The sequence below is a fragment of the Streptomyces sp. SAS_272 genome (assembly GCF_052543235.1).
Window position 1 is genome coordinate 122,818 of the sequence record NZ_JBMNDR010000005.1, and the last position, 14,960, is coordinate 137,777.

The 14,960-nt window shown below is 66.9% G+C and carries 10 protein-coding genes; 5 read left to right on the forward strand and 5 right to left on the reverse strand.

The window, feature by feature from the left end; all coding sequences use genetic code 11:
• The first annotated feature begins 512 nt into the window (after positions 1-512).
• Complete coding sequence (locus tag ACN6LD_RS05925; protein WP_445034651.1) at positions 513-1,160, forward strand: HAD family hydrolase; 648 nt, start codon at positions 513-515, stop codon at positions 1,158-1,160.
• Between the two features lie 24 nt (positions 1,161-1,184).
• Here ACN6LD_RS05925 and ACN6LD_RS05930 read toward each other — a convergent pair whose 3' ends face one another.
• Positions 1,185-1,652 (reverse strand): NUDIX hydrolase, encoded by a 468-nt coding sequence (locus ACN6LD_RS05930; RefSeq protein WP_445034652.1) that lies wholly within the window; start codon positions 1,650-1,652, stop codon positions 1,185-1,187.
• 349 nt (positions 1,653-2,001) lie between these two features.
• Here ACN6LD_RS05930 and ACN6LD_RS05935 point away from each other — a divergent pair, with 349 nt between their 5' ends.
• A complete protein-coding gene (locus tag ACN6LD_RS05935) occupies positions 2,002-2,457 on the forward strand; it encodes an NUDIX domain-containing protein (RefSeq protein WP_445034653.1) in 456 nt (151 codons plus the stop codon).
• A gap of 3 nt (positions 2,458-2,460) precedes the next feature.
• Here the strand turns inward: ACN6LD_RS05935 and ACN6LD_RS05940 are convergent, their stop codons facing one another.
• A complete protein-coding gene (locus ACN6LD_RS05940; protein WP_445034654.1) occupies positions 2,461-3,345 on the reverse strand; it encodes a hypothetical protein in 885 nt (294 codons plus the stop codon).
• A gap of 206 nt (positions 3,346-3,551) precedes the next feature.
• On the opposite strand from ACN6LD_RS05940, the gene ACN6LD_RS05945 reads away from it, so the two are divergent.
• Positions 3,552-4,019, forward strand: coding sequence for an NUDIX hydrolase (locus ACN6LD_RS05945; protein ID WP_445034655.1), 468 nt, complete (start codon positions 3,552-3,554; stop codon positions 4,017-4,019).
• Positions 4,020-4,116: 97 nt separating this feature from the next.
• Here ACN6LD_RS05945 and ACN6LD_RS05950 read toward each other — a convergent pair whose 3' ends face one another.
• From ACN6LD_RS05950 to ACN6LD_RS05960, 3 genes are read right to left on the reverse strand one after another with little or no spacing between them, the layout of a single operon-like run.
• On the reverse strand, positions 4,117-6,759 hold the full coding sequence (locus ACN6LD_RS05950; protein WP_445034656.1) for a pPIWI_RE module domain-containing protein: 2,643 nt from the start codon (positions 6,757-6,759) through the stop codon (positions 4,117-4,119).
• Positions 6,759-10,067, reverse strand: coding sequence for a pPIWI_RE_Z domain-containing protein (locus ACN6LD_RS05955; protein ID WP_445034657.1), 3,309 nt, complete (start codon positions 10,065-10,067; stop codon positions 6,759-6,761). Before ACN6LD_RS05955 ends, ACN6LD_RS05950 begins: the two co-directional genes overlap by 1 nt.
• A complete protein-coding gene (locus ACN6LD_RS05960) occupies positions 10,064-11,191 on the reverse strand; it encodes a restriction endonuclease-related protein (protein ID WP_445034658.1) in 1,128 nt (375 codons plus the stop codon). Before ACN6LD_RS05960 ends, ACN6LD_RS05955 begins: the two co-directional genes overlap by 4 nt.
• 900 nt (positions 11,192-12,091) lie before the next feature.
• On the opposite strand from ACN6LD_RS05960, the gene ACN6LD_RS05965 reads away from it, so the two are divergent.
• Positions 12,092-13,645, forward strand: coding sequence for an N-6 DNA methylase (locus ACN6LD_RS05965; protein WP_445034659.1), 1,554 nt, complete (start codon positions 12,092-12,094; stop codon positions 13,643-13,645).
• Positions 13,638-14,960, forward strand: coding sequence for a hypothetical protein (locus ACN6LD_RS05970; protein WP_445034660.1), 1,323 nt, complete (start codon positions 13,638-13,640; stop codon positions 14,958-14,960). Before ACN6LD_RS05965 ends, ACN6LD_RS05970 begins: the two co-directional genes overlap by 8 nt.

A 14,960-nucleotide genomic window follows, 5' to 3' on the forward strand; every position in this document is an offset into this window, starting at 1 on the left:
CCCCCCCCCCCCCCCCCCCCCCCCCCCCCCCCCCCCCCCCCCCCCCCCCCCCCCCCCCCCCCCCCCCCGCTACGGTGCCACGCTTCGAAGCAGGCTGCGTTCACCTGCCCGAGCCGTCATCAGCTCGCCGCAATCGTCAGCGGTGCTTCGGGTGCCGGGCGGCCTGCAATGCCAGTCCGCACCATCCCTGAGCCATCGGGGGACCGGAGAGGACCGAAGCCGTCACTGACCGCGCCGACCGATGCGGGTCAGTCGACGGTGCGTCGGCTAGGTCGTACTCGGGGCAGGGCCAAGCGCCCGGAGGCAGGCTCCGGCCAAACTCGTCGAGTGGCTCCGGGACGGAGTGCTCATCGTGCGCCAACTCGTGGATGCCCGGCTCTCGCACTGACGTCGGTCCGGTTCGAAGGCCAGTCCGGGCGCGACCGCCTACGTTGGTTCATCTTGAGATCACGCGGATCGCGGCCGGGAAACCCACCTGCCCGGAGGTTATGGCTCGTGGTCTACTGCCGGTCATGCCGTTGCTGATGCTGGATCTCGACAACACATTGGTAGACCGCGACGCCGCCTTCCGGGCCGCGGCCACCGCACTCCTGGCGGAGCATGCACTGCCCGAAACCGACATCGAATGGCTGATGACCCTCGACGCGAGCGGCTACACACCCAAACCGGCTGTCGCAGAGGCCATGGCGGACCGCTACGGGACGGCGCTTCCTGAAACCGCTATCCGAACGCTTCTCGATCGTGGCGCCGCTGATCGCGTCGTTTTGGCCAAGACCACCCGCGAGGCGCTCACGAAGGCGCTCACCGATGGCTGGACCTGCGTGATTGTCACCAACGGCCGCACCGTGCAGCAAGAAGCGAAAATCCGCAATACCGGGCTCGAACAGCTCGTACAGGGCTGGGTGATCTCCGAACGCGTTGGTCATAGGAAGCCGGACCCGGAGATCTTCCACGCGGCGGCGGAAGTCGTCAGAGTTCCCCTCTCCGGCGCCTGGATGATCGGCGATTCGCCGAGTGCCGACATCGGAGGCGCGAACGGGCTCGGTCTTCGAAGCGTGTGGGTGTCGGGCGGCAGGCCGTGGCCCGAGGACTCATACCGGCCCACCCACGTTGCCAGCGGCGTCTCCTCAGCGATCAACTTTGCCATCGGCACGACGTGATAAACCAGGGGACACGGGACCGTCTCAAGCCTCGCGGATCGGCGTGTCGAGCACGGAGACGAGTGCGTCCACGTTGGCGGTGATGAACTCAGCCAACTGTGGTGGCATCAGGTTAAGTTCGTCGACGGCTTCCGCTGTGAACGGCACCCGGACCACTTCGTAGCCTCCTCGCTCTGGCTTGCTGAACTCCGTGCCGGTCCGCGCGGTCAGGTCCATCGACACCAGGTTTGCGGCGAAGATGTGCTGGATGCCGATGCCGTCGTCGAGTTCGTCGGTGATCAGGTAGACGAGTTCAGCGCGGCCCACTGTGCCTCCGAGTTCCTCGTACACCTCGCGGTGCAGGGCCGCCTCGATGGTTCTGTCGTCGGCTTCCACACCACCGCCGACCGTCACCCAATACGGCTCCCGGCCCGGCTTGGTGCGCTGGATCAGGACAAGGTCGTCACCGTCGACGAGGATGGCGCGGGCGCTGCGCTTGACGACGTCGATCATGGCGGGGGTTCCTTCTGGTCGCGGTACAGCAAGAAGCCGAGTCGGAGTGCCGCCTTGCGGCGACAGGATCTCCAGCTTGGCGGACTGAGCATGAAGCAGACCGTGGCAAGGGCAAGACGTACGCGTGCTGAACCAGTGCCGCAACTGCCGGCCCCACCAAGCGCCGGGGAAGGTGCACCAGTTCGACCAGCGCGGGTGCGGTGAAAAACCCGAGGCGAACCGTACGGCTTCTGCGGCAGACTGACCGATCCGCCTGCACCGGGTGTATCGCTCCCACGCCCCGAGATCGTTTGGAGGAAGGCGATTGACTGAGTCCAATCAGCCACTGGCCCGGTGGAAGAGTGAACCGATGACGACGCGACTCATCGCCGCTGTGCTCGTCACGGATCCAGACAGCGGCAGACTCCTCATCCTGCGGCGGAGCAGCCAATCGGATTTCGCGCCCGGCGAGTGGGACGTCCCCAGTGGCAAGGGCGAGCCCCGGGAACCGATCACCGCGACCGCCGTCAGGGAGCTGAAGGAGGAGACGGGCATCGTGGCTGCCGAGGCAGACCTGCGCCTCGTCCACGTAGTGCATGGCTCCTGGGGAGCGGAGGTTCCGGGGATGTTCATGGCCCTGGTCTTCCACACCGACCGGTGGAGCGGTACTCCCCACAACGCGGAACCGCACAAGCACGACACCATCGCCTGGGTGCCGCCGGGCCACCTTCCGCAACCGTTCACACACACCACCCTGGTCGCCGTCAAGCGGTACTTGGACGGGGGCCCGATCCTTTCGTTCGACGGCTGGCCGGAGGCCGTATGACGGTCAGTCCGGGCACCTGCCGCAGGGCCGTCGCCCGAAGTTGTGAAGCTCAGCAATGAGCCGCGCGGCTTCTTTCCTGGCCGTCTCCAGCCGGGGGTCCTCGGGGTGCGCGTGTGGACTTGCGATCTTCGCGCACATGAACAGTGCCATCAGCCGGCCGGACCTGCTCTCCAGGTCCGGCCGACGCTCGCTCCACACACGTTCCGCCAAGGCAGGGACGGCTAGGGCATGGCCCCATAGCGTGGCCGCGTCCAGCCCTCGTGGCGCCATGCCCCAGTCTTCCCAGTCGATCATGCAGAACTCCGGGCCGGTGACGTTCGCCCACGTCAAGTCGGCGTGGGCCGGGAGCCACTCCTCCACCGTGGTGTCGGTCACCTCGGGAAAGACTTCCCCGAGGGTAGCTGTCACCAGCTTTTGCCTGATGGTTTCGGTGTCCGGCGTGGCGACGCGGGGTGCCGACTGTGCAGCGAGCGCGTCCAGCGAGGCGTTCAGAGAGGACCACCACGCATCCGCGAGACGAGGGTCTTCGATCACGAGAGCGGCTTGACCGACCGGCGCGGCATTCACCAGTTCCATCTCATCCGCCCGCCACATCACCGGCTCACCGGGCTCGCGCCAAGCGAGCCCTGTGTACCACCGCGGCATGGCGACCCCGCTCAGGACGGCAGCCGATTCGGGGCCGTTCCACCCCTGGGCGCCGATCCGGTCGAACCCACGCCGCTCAATGCGAACCCATGTATTGCGGTCTGTCCGTGCCCCGACAGTCCGGCGCTTGCGCACCACTGTCTCCCGGCCGAGACGTACCTGCAGTGACCGCTCCACACGCTCCAGCACCCCGTCAAGCGGTTCCCGGCGTAGATCAACAGCACGAGGTACAGGCAGCGTCATATGCGGGACCGTAGCAAGCCGCAGGGGCCGAATCCCGAGATGGGCCACAGCCTCGGTCTGTGCGGCGGCGCCGGCCGTTGACATCCGCCATACGGTCGGTCTGACTACCCGCAGCCCAGGCACTCGTCACCCTCAGGCATAAGGCCAGGACACCGTTCGGTCGGAGCCTTCTCGTCGAACGGGCCTGAACCACCACAATGGGCGGCATGACCACCTCACCCCTGCGGGAAGCCGCACGCGTCATCACCCTTGACGATGCCCAGCGGGTCCTCCTGCTGCGCTACCCCGAGGGCGGAGGCTACTGGGCCACCCCCGGCGGTTCCCTGGAGGCAGGGGAGGACCACGCCGCCGCCGCGCTCCGCGAACTGAGCGAAGAACTCGGCGTCGACGAGAAGGACGTCGTACTGGGTACGCAGCTCGCCGAGCGCAGCACGGCTCATGCAGTCGGCGGGCGGGAAGTCCGGCAGGTCGAGCGGTACTTTCTCGCCCAACTCGCGCCCAAGGATGTCGACCCCGCCCGTGCCACTCAGCCCGACAACATCCAGGCCCATCGCTGGTGGAGTCTTCAGGAACTGAGGGACACCCCGGAGACGATCTATCCCGTTGGTCTCCTCGACCTCATCACCGAGGTACTCGCCAAAGGCGTGCCCGAGCGTCCCATCGTCCTTCGCTGACCCGACCCGCGTACATCTTCGGAGATTCAGGTCTGGCCTCCGACTCATCCGGCTAGCGCGTGTGACCTGACCAGTCAGCAGTGCATGGGCTGGCCGATCAGACGATGTATTCCTCCATCAGTTCGGCGAGGTGGACGATGGCGGGCCAGGTGGTGGCGATGTTGGTGTGGGCGTGGAAGCGTCGTTGGGCGTGGACGTACATGGCCCAGTCGGCCGGGTTGTCGCCGTCCTGGAGGAAGGCGGGCACGATCTCCAGGGAGGTGGGGTTGGAGCAGGTCCAGGTCCGGCTGGCGGTCTGGGCCGGGTCGAACTTGGTGAGCGTGAGAGGGGTCTGGTTCTGATCGGGGCGCGGGTTGATGCCCCAGAAGGCGCGTTCCCCGACTTCGACCAGGCCGGAGAATCGTCCGTGTCGGGTGACGGGGATCAGTTCGTCGGTGTCGTCGTCGGCGCTGGCCATTTCCTGGGTGACACCGAAAGCTCTGGGCACTGCAGAGCGATCGCTGCGCTCGCGTAGCCGGATGATGCGGAGGCCCGGTTGGTCGCCGGGCTTACGGCGGTCTGGGTCCGCGTTGGGGGCCGTGATGTCGATGCCGGGCAGCACGAGCTGGTCGAAGGTGATGCGGCTGTCCTGTAGCCAGGGCCAGATGTCCTTGTCGCTCGTCCGGGCGCGGCGTACGAGCAGCAGGCGGTTGGCGGTGGAGTCGAGCGACAGCGCGTTGGTGAGGAATTCGGCGAGGGCCGCGCGAGCGGTACGGGGCACGCGTCCGCGGCCGGCCACGAGGGCTTCCGGCAGGGCGGTCAGTGGCATGGGACGCTCGGTGGGGCTGCCCGTCGTCGTCATGAGCTGTGCCGTGGACTCCTCGTGGGTGTGCTGACGGATCAGCATGGGCACGAGCATCCGCTCGCCGGCGGGGGCGAGCCAGACGGTGATCAGCTCGAAGGGGCCTTCGACACCGGGTGGAGCGGGGAGTTTGGGCAGGTGACCGGCCTGGCGGAGGGCGTCCCGGAGGGCGGAAGCGGCGCGCTCGATGTCGGTGGTCGCGAAGTCGGTGCCGGGGAAACGCTTGGCGAGGGCTGCTTTGCTGGGATTGGGGTTGGCCGGCGGAATGGGGCGCAGGCCCTGGACGTTGCGGCGCAGGCTCGGGAGGACCTTCTTGAAGAGGGTTTTGGGGTCGCGTTGGTGTGTGCGGGAGAAGTAGGCCGCGCCTTCCATCTCCACGATGCAGGCGATGGGATGGGCAAGGCGGGGGAATGCCCGGGTGATTTGTGTGGTGCGTTCGGTCTCGCTGGCTTCGTAGGCGGCCCGCCGGGTTGCTGGGTCCGACTCGGTGGAGCGTGGCAGGCCGGCGGTCAGGTCCTGGGGGTCGTGGCGGTGGAGGGTGAGGTTGATCGGTCCGGTGAAGCTGGCGCACGCCGTTGTTGAGGTGGCGGGAGTCAGGCCGAGTTTGTTGGCGGCGGCTGTCTGTAGACCTTGCCAGGTGCGGTCGGAGGAGGCCCAGACTTCGAGTTCGTACGTGGGGGAGTCGGGCAGATGCATCGGCAGGCGTGTCTTCGACCGGGTCCGTGCCTTGGGGCTGGGCGTCAGCGGGACCAGGCCCTTGTCCTCCAGCTGTCGGGCGACCTGAGTGAGGACCTCCATATGGTCGCGGGGCTGGTAGCCGTGGCCGACGGGATGGTCGTGGGTCGCACGAGCCGGCGGGGCGCCGTCCTGGTCCGGATAGCGGTACGTCATGCCGGTGCTGTGCACGAGGTGCGCGGCGAAGGGCTGAACCGCCGCGTTGCCCGGGGCGGCGCGCAGTTCGTCGAGGCTGGGCGGATCGTGGTGGGTGAGGCGGGCGAGGATGCTGGTGACGCCCGGCTGCCAGGCCCAGGAGGTGTCCTGTCCGCGTCGGCGGATGATGACGGAGCTCTGCAGGAGCATGGGACGTTCGCGGCGGTGGATGAATCCCTCTTTGGCGGAGAGCAGGACGCTGGTGGTGGGGTCGCCGTTTCCGCGGCGGGGGATGTAGTCGAGCGCGTTCGTCGCGAAGCGGGTCATGCCCAGGTCGAGGTGGAGGTGGACTTCAGGGACCCCCGGCACGGTTTCCAGGTGGAGGGTGAGGACGTCCACGCTGGCTCCGGCCGCGCCGTCGTCATCGATGAGGAGCTCCGGCTGGCCGAGATGCAGGGCGCGGCGGCCGTCGGCCTGGGTGGGGCCGAGCCGCAGGTCACGGCGGTGGCCCAGGAGCTGAAGATCGGTGGTGGTGAGATGTTCGGCGACGAGGCTGGGCAGGAGGTCGAAGACGTGCGCGGGAGGGTTGGCGGTGCCGTTGAGATGAAGGCCGTGCTGGGCGAGGTCGAGGTCTTCGGGGATCCATTCGAACTGGCCGGCGCCTTCGAGACGGCCGTACCAGTCGGTGTCCGGCACCTGGGGCGCCACATGAGCGGAGGCCCATGCCGACAGCGCGATCAGCAGCAGGTCCGGGTCGATCTCGGTCCGCGCGCGCAGCCAGGCCGGATGGCGCGGGTTCCATTGCACGGAGGTGATCTCCGGGTCGATGAGGGTGATCAAGTCCCTCAGCGACCTGGTGGGCAGGCTGTCGGGTCCGTTGCGCTTTCGGCGGCCGGGGCGGGCTTCCCAGGCGTCCTGCAGAAGGCTGAGCATCCCCGGTGGGCAGGTCGCTCGGTAGCCGGTGACGGGCCAGCTGGCCCCGGTAGCGAAGGTGAGCACGGTGGCCTGGGTGGCGCGGTAGGCGGGCATCAGCGGTGACCCCAGTCGATGTTGTCGAGGAGATGGGAGGCCAGGCCCCAGCAGGCGTGGGCGAGTTCATGGTCGAGTCGCTGTGCCGCGGTGACGGTCGGGCCTGGATCGGTGAGCCAGCCGTGCAGGAGTTGCTGGGCGGCGACGATCACGCTCGTGCGGGGAGTGTCGGCCGCGGTTTCGTCGAGCGTGGCGGTGCGGGGCGCGAAGGCGGCATCGCAGAGGTACACCAGCACCGGTTCGTTGCCACGGATGCCTCGGCCGATCGTCTGGTGGAGCGGGACGATGAAGTTGCCGACGAACGCCGCGTGTTCGACCGGGTCGGTCAGGCGAGAGAACAGCACCGGCTCTCCGACCCGCTGCTGCCAGCGCCGACGCTCGCCGTGGCGGAGTTTGCGCGCGAGGTCGACGGGATCGACCAAGGGGCCGGCCAGCTCGATCGGGTCGCGGAGGCGGCGCATCGCCTCGCGGCTGAGCAGGGACAGCGGGAAGGTGGCATCGTCGGCGGGTGGGTGGATGCGGGCCAGGTAGAACACCGCGCCCAGGGCGGCGACGCGGCGTGCGTTGAGGATGTTGTGGCCGCGTTGGACGGCGCCTTCGGCCGCAACCAGGATGTCGGCGCCGGAAGCGGCAAAGGTGGGCAGGCGGCGCCTCGGGATGCTGTGCCGAGTGGGCGGATCGTCGTCGCGAATGACGTGCAGGGCCGTGTACGGGGTCTTGTGGTTGATGTAGTCGGCGACCGTCTGGGCATCGCGGGTGCTCTGCACGGTGAACAGGACCTGCTGACGGTCGTCAGCCAGCCGCAGACGGGCCTGCTGGAGCAGGGACTCGCGCGCACCGGGGGCCGGGTTGCAGATCCAATCGGCGGCCGTGCACAGCGCGTGGGCATGGCGAATGGGGTCGCCGCCGGTGCCCGAAGTGAAGACGGGACGGCCGTCGGGGTAGCGCGGCGGGCGGAAGAACATCTTGCTCTCCTTCAGCGCCGCCCTGGCCTTTGCCGGCTCACGTAGTACCAGGTTCGGGGCGACGTCCAGGTGGAAGCGGGGCGAGGCGGGCATCCAACTGGTGGCTGAGGCCAGGATGACATGCGGTCCCTCGATGCCCTCGGCTGTCAGGAGATCATGGAGGTGGTAGAGCAACCAGCGGCCGACCCCGCGCAGCCACAGGATGCTGAACGATCCGCTGTCACCACCGGGGTTGGGCTGCCACTGCAGTGCCATCAGGTTGCCGGCAGCCTGTTCGGGCACGAAGGGCATCAGGTCACGTGGCGGCTGCCGGCTCCAGAAGTCCTCCCCGTCGCCGATCGGGGAGGAGCTGATGGCGTGCAGGCGTTGGGCAACTTCGAAGAATGAGGTCGTGATTCGCGCGGCCCACACCCCGGCCTGCAGCAGTTGTGCGTACTCCGCCAGCGTGCCTCGGACATTCGCCTCGTCGATGGCGGGCTGGTGCGTCGTGATCCATGCCTCTGCGGCCTCCTGGGCCGAGACATGAGTGTCGTGGGCTGCCGTCATCGCTTCGATCAGCTCGGCCCAGTTCGTCGCAGGAGGCTGGAACGGGGCGGAGAGCAGTGAGGCGAAGTGCTCTTCGAAGTAGTAGTCGGCGGCTTCTTCCTGTTCCGCCTTGTCCGTGAAGTCAGTCCGTTCACCAAGGCCGTGAAGGCTGCGGGCCAAGCGCCGCAGGAGGCTGTAGCCGGTGAACGGTCCCTCGACGATGACGTCGCGCAGGGCGTCAGCACCAGAGGCGATGACCAGCCGGTACAGCTCGGTCAGTGCCTGATCGTGCCGACGGAAGTGTTTGTCGCCGGCCGTCACCTCCGGGTTGAGCAGATCGAGGAACCAGGAGTGCTCCAGCCGCTGCCCGATGCGGTCGCCTACCCGGTGACTCCAGCCCCTGCCGGGCTGGGAAAGGATCTCGTGCAGCAGGAACCGGTCGTCGAATTGCTGCTGCACGGTGTCGGCTTCGTCGACGAGCAGGACGGACAGGTGGTGCTGTGCGGCTTCGGCGACGCGGACCTCGATATGGGACTGAGGCATCCTCGTCGAGGCCAGGCCCGCCGAGGTCGTTACCCACACCTGTGCTTCGGCAATCTTGCGTGCCGCCGTATGGGAAGGGCACCGCGACAGAAGCGGGCAGTCTCGACGCCCGCTCTCGCCGGCGACGGTGAGCCGGCCTGTGCAGGGCCGCTCCTCGCGGGGCAGCGGGGCCCGGTCGGTCCTGCTGGTCAGCCGCAGCTCCTCCAGGTAGCACTGGTCGTCGGCGAACGCCGCGGCAGGGTCCAGACCCGTGGGGAAGGTCGTCTCGCCGTCGTGGAGGAGCGAGCGCCAGAACCGGTCCTTGTGGATGCCTTCCCGGGTGCGTCCGAAGATGGGCACGGCATCGATGCCCAGGGCCTGCAGGAAGCTGACTTTGGCGAACACGTCGCTGCCAGAGGCGAGGACGAACCCGACCTTTCCGCCGCGGCGGGCGACGATGAAGGCGATCAGGTCCAGCAGGGTGGACTTGCCGCTGTTCATCAGGCCGACCACGTGCCACAGGCGGTCAATGGTCATCCGCCACTGATGATCGAGGAGATGACCTTCGGTGTGGTCGGCCAGCAGGGCTTCCATCTGCTCGAACCGTTTGACGAAGTCCCGGTTTTCGATCTCCGGATGGGCTTCCAGGAGTTTGTCGATCTGTTCGGCAGCCCACTGGAAGTCATCCCGCGTGAGGGGAATGGGCTCCTGCACTCGGGAGGCCGCTGCGGACAGCACCGCGGGCGCCGGCGCCGGGATGAGAGTCTCGGGGACGCGGATCTGTTCCCGCCTGCCGTCGGCCCGCTCGAAGGAACACACCGAACCCGGCGGCGTCGGCCGGTATGACGAGGCCGTCTGGTAGGGGGCGATTTTCTGTAGCGTCTGACGGTAGAGGTCATGACGGGTCGCGGCGTATGGGGTGAACCGGCGAGTGAACACGGTCGACAACTCCGGCTTGTGGCCGCGCATGTCGCAGGGTGCGAAGCCTCGCACCTGTACCGGCAGCTTCACGTACTGATCGAGCTTCTCCCGCATGGTCCCGGTCTTGGCAAGCGGGCCCATCACCTCCCGCAGGGTCCGGAGCTGCGGGCCCAGGTCCCCTTCCAGGCGCATGTATCCAGACAGGACCGGCCACAGCGCGCCGACGCCCTGGCCGGGCAGATGGTCGTCCAGGAACGACAGGCCCATCTCCAGCGCGCAGATCTCCCACGGCCTGAGGGGGCCGAGCAGGGGGCGCACGCTGTCGTCCGCCAGTTCCTTGACCAGTGGCTTGCTCCAGGCGCGGGTGTCCCTCATCGCGTTCCTCCTGCCTGGCGCGCACGGACGGTGGCCTGCCGCAGGAACGTCTTCTCGTCGAGGACTTCGACGCCGGAAACGCGGCCCTGCAGTTCACGCTCAAGGTCCGTGCGGTAGCCGGGAGTTCTGAGGCGGTGCATGGGGATGACGATGATGCGTCGCCGCGCCGGCACGCGTGGATCGCAGCGAAAGCCTCGGGCGAGTAGGGCTGGGCTTGAGCAGTCCTTGGCGTCGACGGCCCAGCGCTCCGCCTCTGCACCCGGTTCCTGGGTCTTGAACGTCAACGCCATATCCCACGCGTCCAGGCACGGCCAGTCCTCGACGCACAGTGTGCCGTCGGCGATTTCGCCCAGGTGGTCCAGCAGCCGTCCCTCCAGCAGTCCAGGGTCGTGGAAGAACTGGCGGGTTGCCCGGTGCTGGGTCCAATACGCGCCCAGACACGCCACCTCGTACTGCTCTGGCACCCCTGTACAGCCGGGAGCCCCACAGCCAACGGCCCCGTCGTCAACCGGATTTCGGCAGTCTGCACAGTGCCGCAGGCGGACTTTCCCCGGCGCCTGGACCGGGTGGTGGACGCAGGCGATGCGGACGAACTTCGCGAAAAAAGAGTCATGGTCGGAGTCCGCTGCCGGGAGTTCCCGCGCCAGCGCCTGGACCTCGCGGTCGCTGAGCACCGGATGGTCGATCAGCAGGCGCCGCAGCCGGCAGTAGACCCGCTGGACAGCGTCGTCGTCCTTACCGTTCATCCGTGCACACAGCATCAGGGCGGCAAACACCTGATTCTGAACGAGTTCCGCCTCGACGTCAGCGTGCTGGATAAGGTCTGCGGCCTGCTCGGCGAACTCAGACAGGGCATCACCCTCCAGCAGCACCGCTTCGAGATCGCCCTCGGTGAGGGACAGCGGTACGGGCCACGATCCCAGCGGGCGACGGCACCAGTCGAACAGTTCCAGGTCGTTGCCGGGGCCTTCCAAGCCCAGTGACTGCGCCTTCCACCACAACCGGCCGCGTGCATCACGCCAGGCACGCGGCAATGGCCCCGACCCGTCGGTGCCGTGGGCTCGAACGCCGGCCCGCTGTCGTTCGAGGCGGATTTTCGCCAACGCGGCACACAGCAGCTCCACCAGCAGGTAGTCGTCCTGAGCGGTCCGTGGGTTTCTTTCTCTGCCGGAGCCAGCGTCCCTCGATGCAGGGACCGCAGCAGCCGGGCGGTGGCCATCCGGAAAGTCGCCGTCAACCGATGGTGGCTGCGTACCGCCGGAGGCCGACGCAGCCGCTTCCTGAGCAACACTCATAGCCGACCGGTATACCTGACCGCACTGACAACGCCCCTCAGAGATCGAATGTCTGTTCGATTGATACGCTCATGATTTCGATTATCGTCGGCCGGCGCTGCCGGACGGCACTGTGGGCAGCGGCGCTACGGCCTGCGGGATTCTTCGAAGGGGGGATCTCTGAAAACCGCTCTGCCTTCGTCTCCGGGAACGCTCGCGGCCCGCGCTGTCAGTGGTGCGTGGTGGGATATGCCGCAGCACCGTTGCCGATGTCTCCGGAGTCGCCCCCTCATGAGCTTACGTATGACGGTCCCTGCCTCTCGCAAGCCGAAAATGACATCGGAGCGCCCGGTGCCTCGCTCGGGTTGCACTGATCAGGCAGGAGCAGCGAGCCACCGGGCTGCTCCTGGGAGGTCCGGCGCGGGCAGCTCTCGAGCGATGAGGTTCGGCGGGCGCAGCTCCCAGCGGCGACGGAGTGGTGCAGGGTCCCGTCGGCTACCCGCGCGCATATGCCCGCGAGGTCTCCGCAAGATGCGTCCCGATGGCTGCGCTGTTTGCCGTTTTTCGTGGTTCTGGGGAGGCGGATATCGTCTGTGAGTCTCCCACGCAGGGAGTGCGACGCTCCGCGTGTGCTCACCCGGCAGGCCAAGCCTGGTGTGTACATGCAGGGCCCGCCCTAAATAGGGTGATCAGTAGGATTTCACGGCCTTCGGGTCGCCACCTTTTGACGAGCAAGGACACCCCTGACTGATGGCAGTGACCCAGCAGGAGATCGAGAACCGGTTGTGGGACGCCGCCGACGAGCTGCGCGTGGCGATGCCCGAAGCGCAGTACTCCTCGGTCGTCTTCCCTCTGATGTTTTGGAAGTATCTGTCGGATACCTGGGAACACAACCACCAGGAGTTCCTGGCTCAGTACGAGGGTCTGGACGGCCTCTCCCTCGAGGAAGCCCGCGAGATCGAGTACCGCGACCACCAGTCGTTCGAGATCCCGGTCATCCACGCCGGCACCGTCCAGGAACGTCGCGCCTCTTGGTCCTCCATCCTTGCCACCGTCGCCCAGCACGGCCTCGGCGCGCGGGTCCGCGCTTCGCTTCAGGCCATCGAGTCGGCCAACCCTGACAAGTTCTCGCGCCTGTTCGGGTCCATGACTTGGACCTCCGAAGCGGTGCTGCCGGGGGAGGTGTTGGCGGCGGTCATGCGGGCGATGGACCGCACTCCCAAAATGCACGAGGGCAACATGTCCCACGACGTGCTCGGCGGAGCATACGAATACCTGCTGAAGCGGTTTTCCGACGGGTCAGGCACCCGCGCTGGCCAGTTCTTCACCCCGCGCGAGGTCGTCGAGCTGATCATCAAACTATTGGACCCCAAGAACCACGAGTCGGTGTATGACCCGACCTGCGGGTCGGGCGGCATGCTCATTGCCGCCGCGAGCCTCCTGAAGGCCCATGGCGGGCGCGGATACACACTCAGCCTGAACGGGCAGGAGGCGGTGACGGACACCGCAGGTGTGGCTCGCATGAACCTCTTCATGCACAATCTGACCGAGTTCAAGGTCGAGGTGGGCGACACCCTGAGGGATCCGCGCTTCAAGAAGCCGGACGGGTCCGTCAAGCAATTCGACGTGATTGTCGCCAATCCCCCCTACAGTATGAAGTGGAAGCCCTGGACCAACGACCCCCGCGCCATCGGAGGAGTCGCCCCACAGTCGTCAGCGGACTGGGCATTCGTGCAGCACATGATCGCCAGCATGGATCCGAAGAAGGGCCGCGCCGGCGTCGTCCTGCCTCACGGCGTCCTCTTCCGTGTTGGCCAAGAAGCCGCCATCCGTAAGCGCGTCTTGGACACCGACCTGCTTGAAGCCGTGATCGGGCTGCCCGCCAACCTCTTTTACAACACGACGATTCCGACCTGCGTCCTCGTTTTCCGCGCCCGCGGCACCAAGGCCCCAGAGCGGCGGAACGGCGTGCTGTTCATCGACGCCTCCGCACGGTTTACCAAAGCCAAGAATCGCAACGTCCTCACCGACGTAGACATCACCGACATCCTGTCAACCTTCCACTCGGGCTCCGACGTCGCCGGAGAGGCTGGCCTCTCGGCGCGGTTTGTCCCCACTACAGAGATCGTGGCGAACGGGTACGACCTCAACATCGGCCGTTACATCAAGAAGGTTGCCGCCGAGCAGAAAGACCTCGGCACCCTTATCGATGCCTACAACATTGCCCGGGCCGAGCGCCAAAAGACGGAGCAGCGCATGATCGAAGTGCTCACTGCCGCGGGGATCGAAGGCTTTGATGAGTGACTGGCAGCAGATCAGCCTCGGCGACCTGGCGACAATGGCGCGCCGCAAGGTAGATGTTCCGCCGCAGGGACCGGCCGCTTCGATGAGCGACACAACGGGCCATAACGATGCCGCCCTGGTTCAGGAGGGTTGGACCCCGTCGCCTTTGGCACGGTTCCTCACCCTGAACGTGGAATCCGTGGACGTGGACCCGGACCAGAGCTACCCAACCGTGGGGGTGCTGAACCGGGGGCGAGGTCTGCTCTACCGCGATCCCGTGGCCGGGAGCTCTACTTCCTACAAGAAGCTCAACCGCATCGGCCCCGGCGTACTTGTCTACAGTCGACTCAAGGCGTTCGAGGGTGCGATCACCGTCACACCCGGCGACCTGCCGGAATCGTTCGCCTCGCAAGAATTCCCCACCTTCGCTTTCTCATCCGAGGCTGACCCCGACTTCTTTCGCATCCTCGCCACGACACAGCGCATGTGGGCTGCCCTTCAGGGGGCGTCCAAGGGGATGGGGGGCAGGCGTGAGCGAGTGAAGCCTGCTGACTTCCTCAACATCGTCATGGAAATTCCACCACTGCCGGTGCAGCAGCGGATCGTCGAGGTCATCGACGCGGTCGATGCCCAGATCGCCGCGCTCGACACGGAGGCAGGTGCGCTTCGAGACGTCCTTCGTCGCCTTCGCGCCGACTTGATGACAGATGATTCCGCCGATGAAGTCCGGGCGGACGAGGCATTCGGCATCACGATGGGACGCCAGCGCTCACCGCAACGGGCCTCCGGCCCGCACATGGCTCCCTACCTACGGTCTGCCAACGTCGGCTACGGAACTCTCGACCTGTCCGACGTACTGGAGATGGACTTCAATCCGAGCGAGCGCGAGACCTTCGGGCTCCGGTACGGGGACGTCCTCGTCTCCGAGGGGAGCGCAAGCGAGACCGCAGTAGGAATGCCAGCCATGTGGCGGGACGAGATCCCAGCCCCAGTCTGCTTCCAGAACACTCTGCTTCGCTATCGCGCCATCCAAGGCGTAAGCATTCCGGCGTTCGTCAAGCACTGGTGCCTGTGGGCGTACGAGTCCGGGCAATTCCGTGACGTCGCTGGCGGCACCAACATCAAGCACATCGGGTCTAGGCGAGCGCTCGGCATGCGAGTGCGTCTCCCGAACGTAACCGACCAGGAGCGCATCGCCACAGAGCTCGACTCGATGAGCGAGGTCATCGCGGCGACCCGCGCAGAGGCCGCCCGCCTACGTGAAGTCCGGGCCGGGCTGCTATCGGGACTACTGGACCGCGCTATCGACATCGAGTCTGCTGAGCTGGAGGTCTGA